Raw genomic sequence first — 21,957 nt, 5'->3', positions numbered from 1 at the left:
GCGGCCGTCACCGCAGCTTCAGCGTGGCGAGGCCGATAATCGCGAGGACGATGGCGATGATCCAGAACCGGATCACGACCTTGCTCTCGCTCCAGCCCAGCTGTTCGAAATGGTGATGGATGGGCGCCATCCGAAACACGCGCTTGCCGGTACGCTTGAACCAGAAGACCTGGATGATGACCGACAGCGCCTCGAACACGAACAGGCCGCCCACGATGGCGAGCACGATTTCGTGGTGGCTGGCAACCGCAATCGCGCCCAGCGCCCCGCCAAGGGCAAGGCTGCCCGTGTCGCCCATGAAAACGGCGGCAGGCGGTGCGTTGAACCACAGGAAGGCAAGGCCTGCACCGATGATCGCGGCGCAGAATATCGCGAGTTCCCCCGCGCCTTCCACATGGGGAATGCCGAGATATTCGGAATAGTCCACGCGGCCTGTCAGGTAGGCGATGATCGCAAAGGTCCCGGCGGCGATAATGACCGGCATGATGGCGAGGCCGTCCAGCCCGTCCGTCAGGTTCACGGCATTGCCCGCGCCCACGATCACGAACGCGGCAAACAGGTAATAACCCCAGCCGAGCGGTATCGCGCGGTCCGATACGAACGGGACGTAGAGCCAGGTATTGATCTGGCTGACGATGATGTAGCTGGCAATGCCCGCGACGATGAATTCCAGCAGCAGGCGCACCTTGCCCGACACACCCTTGTGGCTGCGCTTCGACACCTTGTCGTAATCGTCCATGAAGCCGATCAGGCCGAAGCCGGCCGTCACGGCGAGACACGCCCAGACGAAGGGGTTGGACAGGTCCATCCAGATGAGCAGGCTGAGCGCCAGCGCAATCAGGATCATCAGTCCGCCCATGGTGGGCGTCCCGACTTTCGCCAGGTGGGTCTGCGGCCCGTCTTCGCGGATCGGTTGCCCCTTCCCCTGTCGCACGCGCAGCAGGTCGATCAGCCGCGGGCCGATGATCAGGCCGATCACCAGCGCGGTCATCAGCGTCGCCCCGGCACGGAACGTCTGGTAGCGCACGAGGTTGAACAGTCCCTCGAACTCCATCCATTCTGCTAGCAGGTAAAGCATTCTGGCTTATCGGCCTCCATTGCCGGGCTTCGTCAGGATCGGCGGGCGGTCCAGTGGTCGACCAATTTGCCGAGACCGACAGAATTGGACCCCTTGACCAGCATCGCGTCCCCAGCGGCGAGGCCGTATTCTTCCACCGCGGCGATTGCCTCGGCAGGCCCTTCGCAATGCGCGAAGGCGGGGATGTTGCCAAGCGCCTCGCCTGCGGGTTTCCCCATGTCCTGCGAAAGCGCCCCCGCACGGGCGCGGGAAAGCGCCTGGCCGAGAGCCTTCATCTCTTCCCCTACCAGGATGGCGAAATCGATTTTCGCATCCACCAGAGGGTCGGCGAGCGCTGCGTGCATGGCCGGGCCGAAATCGCCCAGTTCCTTCATGCTGCCCAGCACAGCGATCCGGCGCGTCGCGGGCGTCTGGCCAAGTTGGCGCAGCGTTGCTCGCATGGACGCAGGGTTTGCGTTGTAGCTCTCATCGACCAGCAGCGCCTTGCCGCCCGGCACGGTCAGCTGGTGACGCGCCCCGCGCCCCTTCAGGCCGCCGAGTTCGGCGAGAGCGAGGCCCGCCGCGCCCAGATCGCCGCCCGCCGCTTGCACGGCAGCCAGGACGCACAGGGAATTGGCGATCCAGTGTTCGCCGGGCTCGGCCACGGAATAGCACAGACGCGTGTCGCCGACCTGCGCGGTGACCAGCGAACCGCCATTGGCCGCCGGAATGGCATCGAGGATGCGGACCGTCGCGCCCTCGGATCGTCCGAAGGTCACGACCTTCGCGCCCGCCTTTTCCGCGTGGCCGATCAGGCGCGCGGAATATTCGCTGTCGGCGGGGATGACCGCCGTGCCGCCTTCGACGAGGCCGCTGAAAATCTCGCCCTTGGCATCGGCGATCGCTTCCATGCTGCCGAGGTTCTCGATGTGGGCCGGGGCGATGGTCGTCACGACGGCGACATGAGGCCGCGCATTGGCGGTCAGGCCCTGTATCTCGCCCGCATTGTTCATGCCCATCTCAAAAATGCCGAAACGGCTGCGCGCCGGCATCCGGGCCATGCTGAGAGGGACGCCGACATGGTTGTTGTAGCTGCGGACAGAACGGTGGGCGTGGCCCCTGCTCGACCGGTCGAGGGCTGAGAAAATCGCCTCCTTGACGCCGGTCTTGCCGACCGAGCCCGTGACCGCAATGCGCTTCGCTGAGGAACGGTCCCGCGCGTGGTGGGCCAGGGCGTGGAGCGCCTCGGTGGTGTCGCCAACCAGTACGTGGGGCCCGTCGACCGGACGATCGACGATGGCAGCGGCTGCACCGGCGGCAAAGGCCTTGTCCACGAATTCGTGGCCGTCCATCGCCTCGCCCTTCAGAGCAATGAACAGGTCGCCCGGGCGCACGTCCCGGCTGTCCATTTCGACGCCTGAGCACTGGAAATCGTCGCTCGCCGTGCCGCCGACGGCTTCGGCGATTTCTGCCGCGGACCACAGCGCCAGCGGCAATTGGTCGCGCGTCGTGCGCGGCCACGACCTGATGGCCGGATGCCGGGGCGCTGCGCCGTGGTCTTTGCGAAGTGGGCTAGCAGTCATTCAATCACGTCCCGCATTGGATTGGGCGCCGTCACCGGCATCCGGCGCGCTGCATTCGCGTGCCACCTGTACATCGTCGAACGGCAGGACGCGCACCGCGTCGCCTGCGCCGATAATCTGCCCCGTTTCATGCCCCTTGCCCGCGACGAGGACGATGTCGTCCTTCCCCGCCAGCGCGATGGCTTGTCGGATTGCCGCGCGCCGGTCACCCGTCTCTCTGGCATTATCCCCCGCTCCGCCGAGAACCGCTGCGCGTATCGCGGCCGGATCTTCTCCGCGCGGATTGTCGTCGGTGACGATGACCGTGTCCGACAACCGAGAGGCGACTTCACCCATTGGCGCGCGTTTCCCGTGGTCGCGGTCGCCGCCTGCACCGAACACGGTGATGAGCCTGCCCGACACGTGCGGACGCAGGGCCTCGATCGCCGCTTCCAGCGCATCGGGCGTGTGGGCGTAATCGACATAGACCGGCGCCCCGCCCGGGGCGATCACCGCGCGTTCGAGCCGCCCGCGCACCGGCTGGAGGCGCGAAACGCCGTCCCAGACACGGCCTGCATCGCCGCCGGTTGCCAGCACCAGCGCAGCAGACGTCAGCGCATTGGCCGTCTGGTAGGCTCCGATCAGCGGAAGGCGCAGTTTCCGGACCTCGCCGCCATGCTCGACCTCCAGCTCCTGTCCCAGCTGCGTCGGCGTCCGGGACAGCAGGCGGATGAAATCGCCGCTGTCGCCGACCGTCAGCACTTCCAGCCCGTTGGCTTTCGCCCGCTCGGCCGCCTTTTTCGTCCATTCGTCGCCGGTCCACACGATGGCCTTGCCGCCGCGCATCACGACTTCGTCGAACAGCCGCATCTTGGCCTCGAAATACTCTTCCATCGAGGCGTGGTAATCGAGATGGTCGCGGCTGAAATTGGTGAAGGCACCGGCGGCAACGGGCAGTCCTTCATTCCGGTACTGCGAGAGACCGTGGCTCGATGCCTCGTAAGCCACATGGGTAACGCCTTCCCGCGCGAGGCCGCTCATATTGCCGAGGAAGGTCACGATATCTGGCGTGGTCAGCCCGGTGGAAACGCTTTCATCCGGCGTGGTTACGCCCAGCGTTCCGATGCTGGCCGCCCGTTCGCCGGCCATGCGCCATAGCTGGCGCGTCATTTCGGCGCAGGATGTCTTCCCATTGGTCCCGGTGACCGCAACGATCGTGCCGGGCACAGGGCGGAAGAATTGTGCGGCCAGTGCGGCAAACGCCCGGCGGGGGGCGGGATCCGCGATATGGACCGCGCCGCTCACCTCTGCCTCCGGCCGGGCGACGACCGCGACGGCCCCGGCTTCGATTGCCTGCGGAATAAAATCCTCGCCGTTGACAGTGCTGCCCTGGAACGCTCCGAAGATGGTGCCCGGCGCAACCTTGCGATTGTCTATGGCGAAGCCGGTCACGTTCCGGTCGGACTCTTGCGTGAGCGCAACACCTGCGGCTTCGGCGAGTTTACCCAGCTTCATGTACGACCTCCCGGAACCAGCGGCCTGAGGTCGGAAATATCGACATCGCGGGTCGTATCCGGCCGCACGCCCAGCAGCGGGCCGATGCGCGGGACCAGCCGGCCGACCACGGGCGCGGCATTCCATGCGGCGGTGCGCTGGAACGAACTGGCATGCGTGCCCTTGGGCTCGTCCAGCATGGCGACGATGACATAGCGCGGATTGTCCATCGGAAACGCTGCCGCGAAAGTCGAGACGAGGCTGGTCTCGCGGTAGCCCCGTCGGCCCGGCTTTTCCGCCGAGCCCGTCTTGCCGCCCACGCGGTAGCCGACGGCATCCGCGTTCTTGCCCGTGCCGTAGATCGAGATCATGCGCAGCAGCTGGCGCATCCGCGAACTGGTCGATTCCTTGAAGACGCGGCGACCGCGCGGGGCCTTGCCCGCTTCCAGCTTGTTCAGCGTTGCCGGGCGCCAGATGCCGCCGTTGACCATCGCGGCATAGGCGCTGGCGAGATGCAGCGGCGTGACCGCGACACCGTGACCATAGCTGACCGTCATGTTACGGATGCGCGGCCAGTTGTCGCCGGGCCAGATCGGATGGCCGCGCGCGGGGAGCTCGATATAGGGGCGCTCGTGCATGCCCAGGTCCATCAGCGTCCGGCGCATCTTTTCGGCGCCCAGCGCGTCGGCGATACGCGCCGTCACGGTGTTCGACGAATGGATCAGCGCCTCGGGCACGTTCAGGCTGTCGCCAAGGAAATGGCTGTCCTTCAGCGTCGCGTTGGAAATTTCGACCGGGCGCGCATTCCACCGCTTCGAGAAATCGCGCACGACCCCGGCATCGATGGCGGCCGCCACGCTCAGCGGCTTGAACGTCGAACCCAGTTCGTAAACCTGGTTGGTCACACGGTTGAATTCGTAATCCACGACGCGGCGATCCATCTTGTTGGGATCGAATTCCGGCAGCGAGGCCAGAGCCATGACCTCGCCCGTATCGACGTCCAGCACGATGCCTGCCGCGCCCATCGCATTGGTCGACAGCATGCCGCGGCGCAATTCGTCTTCCAGAGCGCCCTGCACCCGCATGTCGAGCGACAATTCGACCGCTTCACCCCGGCGGGCGGAATCGGTCAGGCGCTCCTGCAGCACCTGCTCCATGCCAACGCGGCCCTCGCCATCATGCGTCACATAACCCAGCACGTGCGCGCCGAGCGAGCCTTGCGGGTAATGGCGATCCGTCTCCTCCGGCATTTCCAGCGCCAGCTCGCCCAGCGCGTGGAGCCTGTTCGCCTCTTCCGGCAATACACGGCGGCGAATGTAGCCGGCCTTGCCGCTGGTCAGGCGCCGTTCGACGGTCGCCTTGTCCAGGTCGGGGAAAATCTCAGCGATCTCGCTCGCAATGACGCTGGCGGGGCGTACCAGCGGCTCGCCGCCATCGCCCATCGCATCGGGATTGAACCAGAGCGCACGGGCGGGGAAGTTGCGCGCCATCGGCATGCCGTTCCGGTCGACGATTTCGCCGCGCTGGGGCAGCAGCGCCTCTTCCAGCGAAGCCGGCCCCGTCATGCTGCCGCCGATGCCGAGCCACACGATCCGCACGAGCGCCGCCAGGGCGACCAGCGCGAACAGGACCGCGACCAGCAACACGCGCATCCGGGCGACCAGCACCGCTTCGTGGCGCTGAGTCACGGGCCGCGCGCGGCCGATGGAGATGGCCGTGTTCATCGGGATCGCAGTCATTCGGACACCTCGGCAACCGAAGCAGAAAAATCGAGCGGCGCGCCAAGGCGGTCGGCCAGCGATCCGGCAGCGCTGTCGGCGCTGCGCGAAGGCGTCTGGCGCGGAGAAGGCCGGGCCGACATCTCTTCGCGGCCGGACGCATTGGCCGGGCGGCCCGTCAGCGGCGAAACCATGGCGATCAGCGAATTGTCGCCAGCCGCATCGGCTTCACCGTCCTGCGGAGCGCGCGCAACCCGGATCGGGGACGGCGCGCCTGGCGCACGGGCCTCGCCCAGTTCGGCGAGCTGGCGTTCGGTGTCGAAATACTGGTCCGCGCGCGGCGCTTCGTAACCGAACTCGACCCTGTTCCATGTCGCCAGCTGCTGCTGGTTGGCGCGGGTCTGGAATTCGGTTTCCAGCCGGCGCGTCTCGCGTTCCAGCGCGATGATCGCGCGCTCGGTCCGCACGACTTCGCTCTTTACCGCATTCACGCGGAAAGACAGCGCAACGAACAGCGCGAGACAGATGCTGAGGAGGGCCAGCCAGCCAATCTGGCGCAGGCGGCTTTGACGCACGATCATGCCGCTTCCCTCGCCGGGGTTTCGGTGCGCATGGCATGGCGCAGGACGCTGGAACGCGCGCGTGGATTGCGCTCGACTTCCGCATCGCCGGGCCGGATCGCTTTCGACACCCGAGAGAAAACGGCCGGCGGGGCGTCGAGGTGGGGAAGGTGACGAGAGCCACCGCCGGCCGCTCTGGAAGCGTCCTTGAGGAAACGCTTCACAATCCTGTCTTCGAGCGAATGGAAGCTGACGACAGCCAGCCTGCCGCCGGTTCGAAGCAGCCGCTCCGCTGCGCGCAGGCCTTCTTCCAGTTCGTCCAGTTCGCCGTTCACATGGATGCGGACCGCCTGGAAAGACCGTGTAGCCGGATCCTTCGGCGCGCCGGGTCGGTGTCCAAGCGCCTTGCGCACGACGCGGGCAAGATCACCCGTGGTGTGGAGCGGCCGCGCGGCCACGATGGCGCGTGCGACGCGGCGCGACTGGCGCTCTTCGCCATACTGGTAGAGCACGTCGGCGATGGCATCGGCATCGGCGGTGTTCAGGAAATCCGCCGCACTGGGGCCGGACTGGCTCATCCGCATGTCGAGCGGACCGTCGGAGGAAAACGCGAAACCGCGCTCCGCCTGGTCGAGCTGCATGGAGGAAACGCCGATATCCATTGCGATGCCGTCGACGGACGAAATACCGGCAGCGGCAAGCGATCCGACCATTTCGGAAAAACGATGGGGATGCAGCACCAGCCGCGGCGGATCCTGCCGGGCCTCGTCCCATTCGCGCCCCGCCGCGATCGCATCCGGATCGCGGTCGAAGGCATGAACGGTCGCCCCGCGGTCCAGCAGGGCGCGCGTATAGCCGCCTGCGCCGAATGTCGCATCGACCAGAACATCGCCCGGCTGCGGGTCCAGCGCGGCCACGACTTCATCGAGCAGGACGGGGACATGGGACGCGTTCACTTGCCCTTCCCCTTCGCTGCAGCCTGTTCCATCAGGCTGCGGCAGGCGGCTTGCGCAGCCTCCCATTCCGGGCCCATCTTGAACAGTTCCTTCGGGTTCCAGATCGTGAAGGACCGGCCGGCGCCGCGGAAGAACAGGCCGTCCTCTATCTCTGCCAGATCGCTCAGGAAGGCGGGCATTACGAAGCGGCCGCTATCGTCGAAGGGCAGCATCTCGAAACCGAACAGCTGCTGGGCGCGCGCATCGTAGTCGAAATCGCGGTCGTGCCGGTCGGCGCGGTCCGCCTCGCGGTCGAGCTGGGCCTGCAATTCGTCGCGCCGCCCGGTGCCGAAGCCCACGAGGCATTTATACTGCGGGTGCTTGTCGAGGCACAGGGTGCGGTTGCCGTCGCTGGCCTCCTTCACCGCCTTGCGGAATGCAGGCGGCAGCGAGAAACGACCCTTATCGCCTGCCGGCGAAAAGGCCTGTCCCGAATAGCCTGGAAAACCGCTTCCCACTCCCCGCTCTTCCCCGAATGAGCGCACCGATCGAATGGACACGGCTTTCCCGCCGCCGCCCGCGCGCACGCCCGGGCAGCTCGCCAACCGGATGGTTAAGGCGCAGCGGAATCCTCATGTCCGATGAAATGCAGTCTTACCCCGCGTCATCGCGGGATAAAAGGGGAAAACACGGGTTTTTTTGGGAAAGAGCGATAGTTAACTGATTTTCTTACCAATTTCTTAATGTCGGCTCCGCATATCCAGCGTGCGGCGGCCACCAAATCCGGGCTTGCAGAGCTTGGGGCCCGTCATTCCCCGGTTTTCCCGGGACGACTCCGGGTCCTTTCCCCGGCAATCCCCAAAAGCTCTCGCAGGGCAGCCTCGGACGGCTCGTCGATACCCTCCTCGGCCCATGGATGTGCTTCCAGAACGGCCGCATCGGCGAGGACGACCGCGCTCCCGCTTCCGATATCGCACCGCGCGAGTATTCGGCCTACCACATGGGCGCAGCGTGTCTCGGCGCCCCCTGCCGGATCGCGGAACTCGAGGAATCCTTCGGCCCGGAGCGGTACCTGCGCCGCGCCGAGGGGCGCGAACGTCGTCTCCAGCTTCGGAGGCCCCGCATCCAGTGTCATACCCCAGCGCGCCAGTATCGGGTCCAGCAGCGCCACGTCCTGCGGGCGGCGCTTGTCGCCGATCCCGAAATCGGAATGCTCGGTCAGCATGGGATCTGCAAAGACCAGCACATGGCCACCACCCCGCACCCATTCATCGAGCGCGACGTTTTCCTCGCCGGACAGCATGCGCGGCTGGGCGAGGACGAGCAGCGCTATCTCGTCCAGCGCCGCGGGCGTCAGGACATCCAGCGCCTGGAGATCGTGCATTTCCGACAGGACGCCCCGCGCCCAGTGAGGCTCTTCTTCACCCGACAGCATTTCGCCGAATTCGCCGTGCCCGCTCCACAGGATCGGCAGCGTCGTCATCAGCCCCAGCTTCGGCTTGTCGCCGATGGCTGTCTCCGCGGGCGCATCCGGGGCACCGGGCGTATCCTGCGCGGTGCAACCTGACATCATCACCGATACGGCAGCGGCAAGGGCAATCGCTTTCATTCCGGGGGGTCCTGCACTTGGTAAGGGATTATTCGGCGGGAACCGCCCCTTCGCCCTGCTCCGGCACGACCGGACCTTCCGGCAAGGGGGTCTGGTCGGCTTCCGGCGGGAGGTCGGGCACGATGCCCGCATCGACCAGCGGATCGTTCTGCGTCGGAGCCGGCTGTACCGTCGCGGCGGCCTGCGGCACGGTCGACGCCTCCGACTCCCGGGCCTGGTCGACCACGACATTGGCAACCCCCACCAGCAGGACCATGGACAGCAGTCCGCCCACGCCGACCTGCAGACGGTGCATCGCTTCCGAACGGGTACCGCCCAGCGGCGCGGCCGCCACTTGCGCCTCGTCGTCGGGCGCGGAGGCGTTCCTTTCGCCGCGGATCAGCTTGTTGATCGGTACGAGTGCCATTGCAGGCCGGTTTGCCTGCAAGCGACGAAACCGTCAATGAACGAGCAGGCCTAGCCTTCGAGCCAGTCGAACACCGGCAGGCCTTTTTCACGCAGCCAGTCCGCGTTATAGAGCGTCGAAAGATAGCGGAAGCCCGTATCGCACAGGATGGTTGCGACCTTCACGTCCTTCCGTCCCTCGGCCACCAGGTCGCGGCCCAGTGCGATCGCACCGGCGACGTTGATCCCGCTCGACAGGCCAAGGCACAGACCCTCTTCGCGCAGCAGGCGGCGGACCCATTCCAGTCCTTCCTCGTCCGACACGCGGTACTGCGTATCGATCGGCGCGCCCTCCAGGTTTCCGGTGATACGGCCCTGCCCGATCCCCTCCGCGACCGAAGACCCCTCGGCCTTCAATTCGCCATGGGCATAGTAATTGTAGAGCGCCGCGCCGTGCGGGTCGGTGAGCGCGATGACGCAGCCCGCATTGCGTTCTTTCAGGCCGAGCCCGACCCCGGCAATCGTCCCGCCCGTTCCTGCGGCGCAGGTGAAGCCGGTAATGCCTCCGTCCAGCTGTTCCCACAGCTCGGCCGCCGTGCCCTCGATATGGGCCTTGCGGTTGGCGGTGTTGTCGAACTGACCGGCCCAGATCGCACCGTCCGTTTCTTCCGCCAGACGGCGGGAGACGTGCTGGAAATGATTGGGGTCCGCATATTTGGTCGGGGGAACCGTGACCAGCTCCGCGCCCAGTGCGCGCAGCGTGTCCATCTTCTCCTTCGACTGGTTGTCGGGTATCACGATGATCGTACGATAGCCCAGCGCATTGGCGACCAGTGCAATGCCGATGCCCGTATTGCCGGCCGTGCCTTCGACGACGCAGCCGCCCGGCTTCAGGTCGCCGCGCGCCTCTGCGTCGCGGATGATGTAAAGCGCGGCGCGGTCCTTCACCGAGGCGCCCGGATTGGCGAATTCGCACTTGCCGTAAATGTCGCAGCCGGCGGCCTCGCTCGGCCCGGCAAGGCGGACCAGCGGCGTGTTGCCGATCAGGTCCAGCGTGTTCTCTTGGGGGGAGGTGATATTCATGGACCGCCAGTTAGGCTGCCGCGCCCCGCCCGCCAAGCAACCTTAATCTTCAGGGGAGATAGTCACCTTCAGCCCGTCCAGTTCGCTGGTGAACGGGATCTGGCAGGACAGGCGCGAATTTTCGGCCCGGTGATCGGAGGATTCGAGCAGGTCGTCCTCGTCCTCGCTCATTTCGGGCAGCTTGTCGCCGAAAGCCGGGTCGACCATCACGTGGCAGGTCGCGCAGGAACAGCACCCGCCGCACAGCGCCAGCAATTCGTCGAAACCGTTGTCGCGGATTGCCTCCATCACGGTCAGGCCGTCCTCGACCTCCACGGTGAATTCCTGTCCTTCGCGCGTCACGACTACCAGCTTGGGCATGGTCTTGCTTCCTGTTCCTTACAGTTCAAGGCATCCCTCCACGGGATGAAGCGCGGCTGCTAGGACGCCTCGCGATCGAAGGCAAGAGAGGGCTCCGGCCCCGGAAGGATTGACGCATGGGTTTGACGCAGGGGCAGATTACCGCCGCGCTCGACGAACTGGCGGCCCGCGAACCGAAAATCGCCCGCGCGCTGGAAGTGGCCGGCTATCCCGAGCCGCGTAATCGCGAAACCGGCTATCGCACGCTGCTGCGGACCATCGTGGGCCAGCAAGTGAGCGTCGCCGCCGCTGCCAGCGTATGGCGCAAGCTGGAGGCAGAACTGGGCGAGGAAATGGACGCGCGCGACTTGCTGGCACGCGATTTCGACACGCTGCGCGCCTGCGGCCTGTCGCGCCAGAAACAGGGTTATGCCCGGTCGCTGTGCGAACTGGTGGCGGAAGGCTCGCTCGACCTTGGCGCCCTCCCCGCCGACGACGAAGCCGCCATTGCGGAATTGACCCGCATCAAGGGAATCGGGCGGTGGTCGGCAGAGATATACCTCCTGTTCGCGGAGGGGCGCAGCGATATCTGGCCCGCCGGCGATCTCGCCGTGCAGAAGGCGGTCGGAAAGATCATGCAGCTGGACGAAAACCTGCCGCCGGAAAAAACCGTTCGCGCCATTGCAGAGGCGTGGCGTCCGTATCGCGGCGCGATGGCGATCTTCGCATGGGACACATACAACATGGAGGCGATCTGACCGTCGCCGGCACGCGCCGCTGACAGAACAGAGAAACCAGAATGACAAGTTCGCTTGACCTTGAGACAAGGCTGCTTGATAAGGGATCGAGAGAGAAATCAGAGATGGGAGTTGCACTGATGACCGACCGCACCAAATCCCCTGCACGAACGCTTTCCTTCATGGCAGCGGCATCCGCGCTGGCCTTTGCCACGCCGCACCCTGCCCTTGCCGACCATCACGGCGGATCACACGCCAGTTCCGGAGCACAGATGACCAAGACCGACGAAGCCGCCCCCCTGATTCCCCGCGATGTCCTGTTCGGCAATCCGACGCGGGCCGGTGGCCAGATCAGCCCCGACGGTCAGTGGCTCGGCTGGCTGGCGCCACAGGACGGCGTGCTCAATGTCTGGATCGCACCGGCAGACGATCCGGACGACGCGCGCGTCCTGACGAAAGCGACCGACCGCCCGATCCGCCAGTATTTCTTCGCGCCCGACAGCCGGTCGATCCTGTATGTCCAGGACAAGGGCGGCGACGAGAATTTCCTGATGTACGGCGTGAATATCGAAACCGGGTCGGAAACCACGCTGACCGATTTCGAGAACACGCGCGTCCAGATCGTCGGCGCGTCGGACCGGTACAAGGACAAGGTGTTGGTCGGGCTGAACAACCGCGATCCGCGCTTCCACGATGTCCACCTGCTCGATCTCAACACCGGCGCGCTGGAACTGGTGATCCAGAACGATGCCTATGCCGGTTTCGTCGCGGACGACAATCTGGACCTGCGCCTGGCGCTGAGGCCGAATGCGGCAGGCGGGATGGACTTCTTCCGGGTCGAGAATGGCAAGGTCGAGGAAGAGCCCTTCAGCAGCACCGACCTGGCCGACTCGCTGACGACTAGCCCCGCCGGTTTCACCCGTGACGGGCAGACCCTGTACTGGACCGACAGCCGCGGGCGCAACACCGCTGCGCTGATCGCAATGGACGTGGAAAGCGGCGAGACGCGCGTCATCGCAGAGGATGCACGCGCCGATATCGGCGGCACGCTGCGCGATCAGGATACGGGCGAGGTGCAAGCTTATTCCGTCAATTACCTGAAGACCGAATGGACGGCCCTCGACAGCGACATCGGCGCAGCGCTGGACTGGCTGGACGAACGACTGGACGGCGCCTTCGGCATCAATTCGCGGACCGACGACGATCGCAAATGGCTGGTATGGAACGACCCGCTGACCGCGCCGACGAAGGTGTACCTGTTCGACCGCGATGCGGAAACGCTGACAGAGTTCTATACCGGACGCCCCGATCTCGAAGGGGCTCCGCTGCAGCCGATGCAGGCGCTGGAGATCGAGAGCCGCGACGGGCTGACCCTGACCAGCTACCTGACGCTGCCGCCCGGTACCGACACCGATGCGGACGGCGTACCCGAAAAGCCGGTCCCGATGGTGCTGCTGGTGCATGGCGGCCCTTGGGCGCGCGACGGTTACGGATACAACAGCACGCACCAATGGCTGGCCAATCGCGGATATGCCGTGCTCAGCACCAATTTCCGCGGGTCGACCGGCTTCGGCAAGGAGTTCATTTCGGCCGGCGACCTGGAATGGGGACGCAAGATGCATGACGACCTGCTGGATGCGGTCCAGTGGGCGGTCGATCGCGGCGTCACCAGCCGGGACAAGGTCGCGATCATGGGCGGCTCCTATGGCGGTTATGCCACGCTGGCCGGACTGACCTTTACGCCCGACGAATTTGCCTGCGGAGTCGACATCGTCGGCCCGTCCAACCTCGAGACACTGCTTTCGACCATTCCCCCCTATTGGGAACCGCTGATCGCCCAGTTCCACGAACGGATGGGCAATCCCAATACGCGGGAGGGTCTCGCCATGCTGAAGGAGCGCAGCCCGCTCTATTCGGCGCAGAACATCACCAAGCCGCTGCTGATCGGACAGGGGGCGAACGATCCGCGCGTCAACCAGGCGGAAAGCGACCAGATCGTCGAGGCGATGAAGTCCAACGACATCCCCGTGACCTACGTGCTCTATCCCGATGAAGGCCACGGCTTCGCCAAGCCGGAAAACAACATCGCCTTCAACGCGATTGCCGAGAATTTCCTCGCCACCTGCCTCGGCGGACGGGCGGAACCGATCGGCGACACGGTGGGCGCATCGACGGCTCAGATCGTCGAGGGTGCGGATTTCGTGCAAGGGCTGTCGGACGCCGTGAAATAGCGACCTGCACCCTATCAAACGGGCTGACATCGGGGGCCGCATCGTCTTATGGCGGTGCGGCCCCGTTTCACAAGAGGGCATGAGGAGAGGGTTTCGGGCATGGCAGAGCGCAAGGCAATTTTCATCACCGGCGGCGCGTCGGGCATCGGACGCGCGATCGCGCTGCGTTTCGCGAAGGAAGGCTGGTTCATCGGCCTTGGCGACGTGAACGATGGCGGGATGATGGAGACAGAGGCGCTGACCGGCAACGGGTTCACCTATCGCCATGTATTCGACGTGCGCGACCGGGATGCGTGGGACGTCGCGCTGGAAGCATTCAGCCTGGCCGCCGGCGGGCGGATCGACGTGCTGGCGAACAATGCCGGCATCCCGCTGGGCGGATCGCTGGCCGACAACAGCACGCAGGAAATCGAGCGTTGCCTCGACATCAACCTGAAAGGCGCTTTCTTCGGTGCGCAGGCAGCCCTGCCCTACCTGCAGAAAACCGCGCCGGGATCGTGCCTGCTCAACACGGCGAGCGCGGCGGGCCTTTATGGAACCGGCGGCGCCAGCGTCTATTCCGCGACCAAGTTCGGCGTGCGCGCACTGACCGAAAGCCTGGATGCCGAATGGGCGGAACACGGGATCGAGGTGCGATCCCTGATGCCCAGCTTCATCGACACGCCCCTGCTCGACATCGCGCCCAATGCGAAATCGAACGAGCGCATTCGCCAGCGGGTGAAGGACGGGGGGCTGGAAATCACCCCGGTCGAGGAAGTGGGCGAGGCCGCGTGGCGGGCCGTCCATGGCAGCGAATTGCACGTGAAGGTCGGCAAGACCGCGCGCAGGATGGCCTTCGCCTCGCGCTGGATGCCCGGCCGCGTTCGCAAGATGTCGCGCAGCAACAGTCGCCCGCTTGGCCGCTGAGAGCCAGCCTAGAGCAGGGCGTCGATTGCCTTCGCCATCTTGACGTCGCGCTGCGACAGACCGTCCGCGTCATGCGTTGTCAGTGTGATTTCGACCTTGTTGTAGACGTTGAACCACTCGGGGTGGTGATCCTGGCTATCGGCAAGCAGGGCGACGCGGCTCATGAAGCCCCACGCTTCGCTGAAATCGGCGAATTCGATGGTGCGCTGGATGGCATCGCGGTCATCGGCCAAGGTCCAGTCCTCCAGCGCGGAGAGCCAGGTTTCGCGTTCCTTCGCCGTCAGTTTGCTCACGCTCATCGATAATCTCCACCCAATCGCAATCGTTGTGACGCGTGCGGCTTTCGCTTATCGCGCCTGTCCATGCAAGCGCGTCTCGCCGCCACCGACCTAGCCTGCCGACGGGGCGAGCGCCTGCTTTTCCGCGGGCTTTCGCTGTCGCTCGAGGCAGGCGACGCGCTGCATGTGACCGGACCCAACGGCGTCGGCAAGACCAGTCTGATGCGCCTGCTCGCCGGGCTGTCGCGCCCGTTTGCCGGCCGCGTCGAACGGACAGGCCCGGTCGCCATGCTGGACGAGCGGCTGGCGCTCGACGGCGAGGCGACGCTGGAGAAGGCGCTGGCTTTCTGGGGCCGGCTCGACAGGACCGCCGATCCGTCGCCCGTGTACGAGCGGCTGGGCCTGACCCCGCTGCTGGGCATCCCGGTACGCTACCTGTCCACCGGCCAGCGGAAGCGGGCAGCGCTGGCGCGGCTCGCGGGACAGGACGCCAAGATCTGGCTGCTGGACGAACCGCTGAACGGCCTCGACCGGCAGGCGCAGGAAACGGTAGCCGCGATGGTCGGTGCCCACCGGGAAGGTGGCGGCCTGTGCATCATCGCCTCGCACCAGCCGACCGGCCTCGACATTCCCGCACTCGCGCTGGAGCCTGCCGCGTGAGAGCCTTCACCGCATTGCTCGCGCGCGACCTGTCGCTGCTCCTGCCCATCGGCACGGGCGGCGGATCGCGCGGCGGGGCAATCCTGCCGCTCGTCTTCTTCCTCGCGGTTGCAATGCTTTTCCCGTTCGCCGTCGGGCCCGACCCCGCCGTGCTCGCAAGGACCGGTGGCGGCGTCCTGTGGATCGCGGCCCTGCTGGCAGCCATCCTCCCCCTAGACCGCTTGGTCAGTGCCGATCTGGACGAAGGCGTATTCGACCAACTGGCTTTACGCGGAATAGCGGAGGAGACGGCGATGGCCGCACGGCTTGCCGCTCACTGGCTGGCCTTTGCCCCGTTCCTGATCCTTGCGTGCCTGCCAGCTGCCGCCCTGCTGGGGCTGGATGGCGAGGCGACCGGATTGGTGATGCTGGGCCTGCTGGCAGGCACGCCCGGGCTGGCGGCCATCGGGCTCATCGTATCGGCCGTCATGGCGGGTCTCAGGGCAGGCACGGCGCTTGCCGGACTGCTGTTCCTGCCGCTTGCCGCGCCCATCCTGATTTTCGGCGCGGGCGCGCTGTCCCGGCCCGACAGCGCCGGACTGGCGCTTGCCGGAGCTATCAGCCTCGCACTCGCCGCGCTGGCCCCGTTCGCCGCCGGGGCGGCCATCAGGGCCGCACGCGGCTCGTAGTCAGGGGCGCCTAATCAGTAAGGCGGCTTGTCCAGCCCCTTGGGGCTCTTGGTGAAGATCTCGGCACCGTTCTCGGTCAAGCCGATCGAGTGTTCGAACTGGGCCGACAGCGACTTGTCCCGCGTCACGGCGGTCCAGCCATCCTTCAGGATCTTGGCCCAGGGACGGCCGAGATTGATCATCGGTTCGATGGTGAAGAACATGCCGGGTTTCAGCTCCGGCCCCGTCCCGGCCTCTGCCTGGTGGACGACTTCGGGTTCGTCGTGGAACATCCGGCCAAGCCCGTGTCCGCAGAACTCGCGCACCACGCCGTAGCGATACTGCTTCGCATGGTCCGCAATGACGGCGCCGATATCGCCCAGCCGCGCTCCGGGGCGGGACGCAGCCTCGATCCCCAGCATCAGGCATTCATGCGTCACGTCGACCAGCCGCTTCGCTTTCAGCGACGGCTCGCCGGCGAAGAACATGCGGCTGGTGTCGCCATGCCAGCCGTCCAGCAGCGGCGTGATATCGATGTTCAGGATATCGCCGTCCTTCAGCACCTTGTCCGACGGGATGCCGTGGCAGATGACATGGTTCAGCGAAATGCAGCTGCTGTGCGTGTAACCGCGATAGCCCAGCGTAGCGGGCACTGCTCCAGCGTCCAGCATCATGCCACGAATGGCCGTATCGAGCGCTTCGGTCGTCACGCCCGGTTCGACCATGGTGGTCACCTCGTCGAGGATTTCGGCAGCCAGGCGCCCGGCCTTGCGCATCCCTTCGAAGCCGCTCTCGTCATGCAGCTTGATCGTGCCGTCGCGCTGGACTTCGTCGGCGGCGGTAATGGTCTGATATTCGGTCATGGGAGGCCATGTAGCGCGTGCGCGGGCAAATTGCGAGATGGCGCAGGCGGTCCCGGGGGATTGCCAGCGCGCCCTATCGGTCCCAAATGTGCGGCCATGAATGACATCAAAGACCTGATCCAGCCCGACCGCGACCAGAACGCCGTCCCCATCCACCTCGTCAATGAAGACGGTTTTGCAGAATGGTCGAAAAGCCTGACGGCGGGACAACGCGCCTCGCTGGAAGGGCAGAAATTTACGGGCAAGGGGTATCAGGTCGCGATCGTGCCGGACGGTGACGGATGGTTCGCCGTCGGGGGCGTTGCCGATCCCGATGCCTTGTCGAGCTGGTGCATGGCGAAGCTGGCGGAAATGCTGCCTGAGGGCACCTATCGCCGCGCCAATGGCGAACCGGGCCCGGCCATGCATGGCTGGCTGACCGCGCAGTATCGCTTTACCAGGTACAAGGATGACGAAACTGCCGCCGGTCCCCGTATCCTGCTGACGAAGCAGGTGAAGGCCATAGAGCCTGCCATCGCGGAGGCGGCGGCCGTCATGCAGGTCATGCGCATGGTCGACACGCCGGCAGAGGACATGGGCCCCGCCGCGATCGAGGCGGAATGCGAAGCGCTGGTGAAGGCACACGGCGCGACGATGGACGTCGTGAAGGGCGATGCCCTGGAACAGGGCTATCCCATGGTCCACGCCGTCGGCCGCGCTGCCGACCGCAAGCATGCCCCCCGCCTGATGCATCTGAAATGGGGCAAGGAAAGCGATCCCGTCGTCGCCATCGTCGGCAAGGGCGTGTGCTTCGATTCCGGCGGGCTGGACGTCAAGTCCGCGGCCGGCATGAAGCTGATGAAGAAGGACATGGGCGGCAGCGCCCACGCGATCGCGCTGGCCGGTCTCGTCATGCAGGCCAATTTACCCGTGCGCCTGCACCTGCTGGTCCCGGCGGTGGAAAATGCCATTTCCTCCAACGCCTTCCGCCCGGGCGATGTGCTTAATTCGCGTAAAGGTCTGACAGTGGAAATCGGTAATACCGATGCCGAGGGACGCCTGATCCTGGGCGATGCGCTGACCCGCGCCAGCGAGGAAAATCCCGAACTCATCATCGACTTCGCCACGCTTACCGGCGCGGCCCGCGTTGCTTTGGGGCCGGACCTGCCTGCGCTGATGACGCGGCGCGACGAAACCGCTGCCGACCTCATCGCGGCGGGCAAGGCGAATGACGACGAACCGTGGCGCCTGCCGCTGCCCGATGCCTACCGCGAGTATCTCGCCAGCGACATTGCCGACACCAACAACGCGCATGGAAATGCCTATGCCGGTGCCAGCGTGGCGGGACTGTTCCTCGACAAGTTCGTGGGCGACGGAATCGACTGGGCGCATTTCGACACCTTCGGCTGGCGCCCCTTCCCCAAGCCCGGCCGGCCCAAGGGCGGTGCCGCCTATGGCCTTCGCGCGAGCTATCACATGCTGCTCGGCCGGTACGGGGCCGACTAGCGCTGCTTGCGGTTCTCCCGCTTGCTGGCTAAGCGCCTGCTGACCTTCCGCCCCTTCCCCCAGAGAGAAATTCGTTCCAAGTGACCCACCGGCAGACCTACACGATACCGCAAGGCCAGCTTTCCCTGGCAGGTCCGGTCGTGCCTCCGGAAAAGGGGGTCCTGCCGGTGCGCGGAGACCTGGCACATATCGCGCTGGCGGGTACGCATTTCGTCGCCCATTATGCCATGCCGACACCGATGAGCGTCGGCGAAGCGTCGTCCGCGCTACTGTGCAATCCGCAGGACGATGCAGAGGCGGTGGTTGCGCTGGAGCCCGGTGACCGGGTCGAGATACTCGACATGACCAGCGAATGGGCGTGGGGATGCTGCGGGCCGGATGGCCCCGCAGGCTATATCAGGCGCAGCGACCTCAGCGCCTGATGCCGACACGGGTATTCATCGACGGTGCCGCCGGTACGACCGGACTGGAAATCCACCAGCGACTGAGCGGGCGCGAGGCGTTCGAACTGGTCGTGCTGGACGATGCGGAGCGCAAGGACCCGGCCGCGCGGGCCGACGCCCTCGCCGCGTCCGACATCGCGATCCTGTGTCTGCCCGACGATGCCGCACGCGAGGCCGTGTCGCTGCTCGGCCCGGATTCCGCCACGCGTATCATCGACGCATCCAGCGCGCATCGTACCGCGCCCGGATGGATCTACGGCTTCCCCGAACTCGTCGGACGCCGCACCATCGCCAAGGCCGCGCGGGTCAGCAATCCGGGATGTTATCCGACAGGCTTCCTGGCCCTCCTCGCCCCCCTGATCCGCGCGCGGCTGCTTCCGGCAGACGGTTCGTACAGCGTCAATGCCGTGTCGGGCTTTTCCGGCGGCGGTAACGCCATGATCGAGCGGTACGAGCAGGACCGCGACATTGCTTTCCGTACCTACGGGCTGGAACTGTCGCACAAGCACCTGCCCGAAATGAAGGTCCATGCCGGGCTGGACCATGCACCGGTCTTCTCTCCCGCCGTCATTCCCGCCTATCGCGGCATGCTGGTGGAGATACCCCTCTCGCTCGGCCCGATGCGTGGGAAGGTCACGCCGGACGACCTGCTTGCCGCGCTGAAGGACTATTACCAGAATGCGCCGCTGGTGCGGGTGCATGACAGCGTGCCGGCGGAAATGACGATCCGGCGCGACCAGCCGGTGGAGCATGACGGGCTCGACCTTTATGTCGCCGCCTCGCCGGAGGGGCAGCAGGCGCGCCTGATCGCCTCGCTCGACAATCTGGGCAAGGGGGCGAGCGGTGCGGCCGTGCAATCCCTCAACCTGATGGCCGGCGAACCGGAAACCGAAGGCCTGACTCTGCCCGACAGTGCTGCCTGATTTTTAGGCAGTCAGCGCCTGCCAATCGGGCAGCGCGGTCCCGTGAAGCGGCGCCTTGTGTCCCCGCCCCTTCCAACAACGCACGCGATCCCTTACCCCTGACGCCTCGCGCGTCGTCAGGTGCGGTTTGGCATGATTCTTGGAACGCGTGCCTGCGACGAGACATTGTCATCACGCCGGTTCGTGCGGGGCGATACTGCCCCGCACGAACCGGCCACAAGTGCAGGGGATACCGACGCGGTGAAAAAGATCGAAGCGATCATCAAACCGTTCAAGCTGGACGAGGTGAAGGAGGCGCTGCACGAAGTGGGCGTGTCCGGCATCACGGTCACCGAAGCCAAGGGTTTCGGCCGGCAGAAGGGCCACACCGAACTCTATCGCGGCGCCGAATATGTCGTCGATTTCCTGCCCAAGGTGAAGCTCGAAGTCGTCGTGCCCGACGCCTCGGCAGAGCGCGTCGTCGAGGCGATCTCCGGCGCGGCCCAGACCGGGCGTATTGGCGACGGCAAGATCTTCGTCACCAATATCGAGACCGCGCTGCGCATCCGTACCGGCGAAACCGGCGACGACGCCGTCTGAATTCAATACCGAACGTTCCACACCAGAATCACGAGGAATATCCGTCCATGGCAAATGCAAAAGACGTCCTGAAGAAGATCAAGGAACACGAGATCGAGTGGGTCGATCTGCGCTTCACCGATCCCAAGGGCAAATGGCAGCACCTCCAGATGTATGCCGGCGTCATGGACGAAGATGCGCTGGAAGACGGCCTGATGTTCGACGGTTCCTCGATCGAGGGATGGAAGACCATCAACGAGAGCGACATGATCCTGAAGCCGGATCTCGCCTCCAGCTATATCGATCCCTTCTCCGCCACGCCGATGATGGTGCTGTTCTGCGATATCGTGGAACCGTCCGACGGCCAGCTCTACGCCCGCGACCCGCGCTCGACGGCGAAACGCGCCGAGGCGTACCTGAAATCGACCGGCATCGGTGACACGGTCTATGTCGGGCCGGAACCGGAATTCTTCATGTTCGACGATGTCCGTTTCGAAGACGGCTATTCGGCCTCGGGCTATGCCCTCGACGACGTGGAACTGCCGACCAATTCGGGCAAGGAATACGAAGGCGGCAACATGGGCCACCGCCCGCGTGCCAAGGGTGGGTACTTCCCAGTCGCGCCGGTCGACAGTGCGATGGACATCCGCGCTGAAATGGTTTCGACCATGCTGGAAATGGGCTTGCCCATGGACAAGCATCACCACGAAGTGGCCGCCGCGCAGCACGAGCTGGGCATTACGTTCGGCGAACTGACGCAGACCGCCGACCGGGTGCAGATCTACAAGTATGTCGTGCACCAGGTCGCCCATGCCTATGGCAAGACCGCGACCTTCATGCCCAAGCCGATCAAGGACGATAACGGCAGCGGCATGCACACCCACATGTCGATTTGGAAGGACGGCAAGCCGACTTTCGCCGGCAACGAATATGCCGGGCTGTCGGAAACCTGCCTCCACTACATCGGCGGCGTCATCAAACATGCGAAGGCCCTGAACGCCTTCACCAACCCGACGACCAACAGCTACAAGCGCCTGGTCCCGGGCTTCGAGGCTCCGGTCCTGCTGGCCTACTCCGCCCGCAACCGTTCTGCTTCGTGTCGCATCCCCTACGGCGCGGGCGACAAGGCGAAGCGGGTCGAGTTCCGCTTCCCCGATGCGCTCGCCAACCCGTATCTGTCGTTCGCGGCCCTGCTCATGGCGGGTATCGACGGCATCGAGAACAAGATCCATCCCGGCGACGCGATGGACAAGAACCTCTACGACCTGCCGCCTGCCGAACTGGCGGACGTGCCGACCGTTTGCGGCAGCCTGCGCGAAGCGCTGGAAGCGCTGGAAGCCGACCACGACTTCCTGCTGAAGGGCGACGTGTTCTCGAAGGACCAGCTCGATGCCTACATGGAACTGAAATGGGACGAGGTGCTCCGCCTGGAGACCACGCCCAGCCCGGTCGAATTCGACATGTATTACAGCTCCTGATCGAACT

The 21,957-nt window shown here is 65.5% G+C and carries 23 protein-coding genes; 10 read left to right on the top strand and 13 right to left on the bottom strand.

Going from position 1 to position 21,957, the window contains the following annotated elements; translation table 11 throughout:
* Nucleotides 1–7: 7 nt before the first annotated feature.
* The 11 genes from mraY to PF049_05570 all read right to left on the bottom strand — a co-directional run bounded on the left by mraY (nucleotide 8) and on the right by PF049_05570 (nucleotide 10,762).
* Nucleotides 8–1,078: a phospho-N-acetylmuramoyl-pentapeptide-transferase gene (mraY, locus tag PF049_05620; GenBank protein ID WBY17625.1), complete on the bottom strand. Its 1,071-nt coding sequence runs from the start codon at nucleotides 1,076–1,078 to the stop codon at nucleotides 8–10.
* Nucleotides 1,079–1,110: 32 nt separating this feature from the next.
* Nucleotides 1,111–2,640, bottom strand: a complete 1,530-nt coding sequence (locus PF049_05615) for a UDP-N-acetylmuramoyl-tripeptide--D-alanyl-D-alanine ligase (GenBank protein WBY17624.1) — start codon at nucleotides 2,638–2,640, stop codon at nucleotides 1,111–1,113.
* Nucleotides 2,641–4,134 (bottom strand): UDP-N-acetylmuramoyl-L-alanyl-D-glutamate--2,6-diaminopimelate ligase, encoded by a 1,494-nt coding sequence (locus PF049_05610; GenBank protein WBY17623.1) that lies wholly within the window; start codon nucleotides 4,132–4,134, stop codon nucleotides 2,641–2,643.
* Nucleotides 4,131–5,852: a penicillin-binding protein 2 gene (locus PF049_05605; protein WBY17622.1), complete on the bottom strand. Its 1,722-nt coding sequence runs from the start codon at nucleotides 5,850–5,852 to the stop codon at nucleotides 4,131–4,133. The genes PF049_05610 and PF049_05605 overlap by 4 nt, the downstream gene beginning before the upstream one ends.
* Complete coding sequence (locus PF049_05600; GenBank protein ID WBY17621.1) at nucleotides 5,849–6,412, bottom strand: hypothetical protein; 564 nt, start codon at nucleotides 6,410–6,412, stop codon at nucleotides 5,849–5,851. The genes PF049_05605 and PF049_05600 overlap by 4 nt, the downstream gene beginning before the upstream one ends.
* Entirely contained in the window at nucleotides 6,409–7,347 is a 939-nt protein-coding gene (rsmH, locus tag PF049_05595; protein WBY17620.1) for a 16S rRNA (cytosine(1402)-N(4))-methyltransferase RsmH, read from the bottom strand. The genes PF049_05600 and rsmH overlap by 4 nt, the downstream gene beginning before the upstream one ends.
* Nucleotides 7,344–7,844, bottom strand: a complete 501-nt coding sequence (locus PF049_05590) for a division/cell wall cluster transcriptional repressor MraZ (protein WBY17619.1) — start codon at nucleotides 7,842–7,844, stop codon at nucleotides 7,344–7,346. The genes rsmH and PF049_05590 overlap by 4 nt, the downstream gene beginning before the upstream one ends.
* A 290-nt stretch (nucleotides 7,845–8,134) precedes the next feature.
* A complete protein-coding gene (locus PF049_05585) occupies nucleotides 8,135–8,935 on the bottom strand; it encodes a Gldg family protein (GenBank protein WBY17618.1) in 801 nt (266 codons plus the stop codon).
* Nucleotides 8,936–8,963: 28 nt separating this feature from the next.
* On the bottom strand, nucleotides 8,964–9,341 hold the full coding sequence (locus PF049_05580; protein WBY17617.1) for a hypothetical protein: 378 nt from the start codon (nucleotides 9,339–9,341) through the stop codon (nucleotides 8,964–8,966).
* A 50-nt stretch (nucleotides 9,342–9,391) separates the two neighbouring features.
* Nucleotides 9,392–10,402, bottom strand: coding sequence for a cysteine synthase A (locus PF049_05575; protein WBY17616.1), 1,011 nt, complete (start codon nucleotides 10,400–10,402; stop codon nucleotides 9,392–9,394).
* A gap of 42 nt (nucleotides 10,403–10,444) precedes the next feature.
* Entirely contained in the window at nucleotides 10,445–10,762 is a 318-nt protein-coding gene (locus PF049_05570; GenBank protein WBY17615.1) for a 2Fe-2S iron-sulfur cluster-binding protein, read from the bottom strand.
* Nucleotides 10,763–10,878: 116 nt separating this feature from the next.
* Here PF049_05570 and PF049_05565 point away from each other — a divergent pair, with 116 nt between their 5' ends.
* The 3 genes from PF049_05565 (at nucleotide 10,879) to PF049_05555 (ending at nucleotide 14,615) form a co-directional block, all read left to right on the top strand.
* The gene (locus tag PF049_05565; GenBank protein WBY17614.1) at nucleotides 10,879–11,499 is read left to right on the top strand and encodes a DNA-3-methyladenine glycosylase 2 family protein; all 621 of its coding nucleotides are present in this window, start codon (nucleotides 10,879–10,881) and stop codon (nucleotides 11,497–11,499) included.
* A 251-nt stretch (nucleotides 11,500–11,750) separates the two neighbouring features.
* Entirely contained in the window at nucleotides 11,751–13,709 is a 1,959-nt protein-coding gene (locus tag PF049_05560) for a S9 family peptidase (protein WBY17854.1), read from the top strand.
* A 99-nt stretch (nucleotides 13,710–13,808) separates the two neighbouring features.
* A complete protein-coding gene (locus tag PF049_05555; GenBank protein ID WBY17613.1) occupies nucleotides 13,809–14,615 on the top strand; it encodes an SDR family oxidoreductase in 807 nt (268 codons plus the stop codon).
* Between the two features lie 8 nt (nucleotides 14,616–14,623).
* On the opposite strand, the gene PF049_05550 is transcribed toward PF049_05555, so the two are convergent.
* A complete protein-coding gene (locus PF049_05550) occupies nucleotides 14,624–14,914 on the bottom strand; it encodes a 4a-hydroxytetrahydrobiopterin dehydratase (GenBank protein WBY17612.1) in 291 nt (96 codons plus the stop codon).
* 63 nt (nucleotides 14,915–14,977) lie between these two features.
* On the opposite strand from PF049_05550, the gene ccmA reads away from it, so the two are divergent.
* Nucleotides 14,978–15,553 (top strand): heme ABC exporter ATP-binding protein CcmA, encoded by a 576-nt coding sequence (ccmA, locus tag PF049_05545; GenBank protein WBY17611.1) that lies wholly within the window; start codon nucleotides 14,978–14,980, stop codon nucleotides 15,551–15,553.
* Nucleotides 15,550–16,221: a heme exporter protein CcmB gene (locus tag PF049_05540; protein ID WBY17610.1), complete on the top strand. Its 672-nt coding sequence runs from the start codon at nucleotides 15,550–15,552 to the stop codon at nucleotides 16,219–16,221. The genes ccmA and PF049_05540 overlap by 4 nt, the downstream gene beginning before the upstream one ends.
* Before the next feature lie 14 nt (nucleotides 16,222–16,235).
* Here the strand turns inward: PF049_05540 and map are convergent, their stop codons facing one another.
* Complete coding sequence (gene map, locus PF049_05535; protein WBY17609.1) at nucleotides 16,236–17,063, bottom strand: type I methionyl aminopeptidase; 828 nt, start codon at nucleotides 17,061–17,063, stop codon at nucleotides 16,236–16,238.
* A gap of 96 nt (nucleotides 17,064–17,159) precedes the next feature.
* Between map and PF049_05530 the strand changes: the two genes are divergently transcribed.
* The 5 genes from PF049_05530 to glnA all read left to right on the top strand — a co-directional run bounded on the left by PF049_05530 (nucleotide 17,160) and on the right by glnA (nucleotide 21,950).
* Nucleotides 17,160–18,548 (top strand): leucyl aminopeptidase family protein, encoded by a 1,389-nt coding sequence (locus tag PF049_05530; protein ID WBY17608.1) that lies wholly within the window; start codon nucleotides 17,160–17,162, stop codon nucleotides 18,546–18,548.
* 80 nt (nucleotides 18,549–18,628) lie between these two features.
* Nucleotides 18,629–18,970 (top strand): hypothetical protein, encoded by a 342-nt coding sequence (locus tag PF049_05525; GenBank protein WBY17607.1) that lies wholly within the window; start codon nucleotides 18,629–18,631, stop codon nucleotides 18,968–18,970.
* Nucleotides 18,970–19,914: an N-acetyl-gamma-glutamyl-phosphate reductase gene (gene argC, locus PF049_05520; GenBank protein WBY17606.1), complete on the top strand. Its 945-nt coding sequence runs from the start codon at nucleotides 18,970–18,972 to the stop codon at nucleotides 19,912–19,914. The genes PF049_05525 and argC overlap by 1 nt, the downstream gene beginning before the upstream one ends.
* A 240-nt stretch (nucleotides 19,915–20,154) precedes the next feature.
* Nucleotides 20,155–20,493 carry a P-II family nitrogen regulator gene (locus PF049_05515; protein ID WBY17853.1) on the top strand — a complete coding sequence of 113 codons (339 nt, stop codon included), beginning with the start codon at nucleotides 20,155–20,157 and terminating at the stop codon, nucleotides 20,491–20,493.
* A gap of 47 nt (nucleotides 20,494–20,540) precedes the next feature.
* Nucleotides 20,541–21,950, top strand: coding sequence for a type I glutamate--ammonia ligase (glnA, locus tag PF049_05510; protein WBY17605.1), 1,410 nt, complete (start codon nucleotides 20,541–20,543; stop codon nucleotides 21,948–21,950).
* The last annotated feature ends 7 nt before the right edge of the window (nucleotides 21,951–21,957 follow it).

It is taken from the genome of Erythrobacteraceae bacterium WH01K, assembly GCA_027941995.1.
GTDB lineage: Bacteria > Pseudomonadota > Alphaproteobacteria > Sphingomonadales > Sphingomonadaceae > CAJXSN01.
This window is presented reverse-complemented; position numbering and strand designations above follow the sequence as displayed.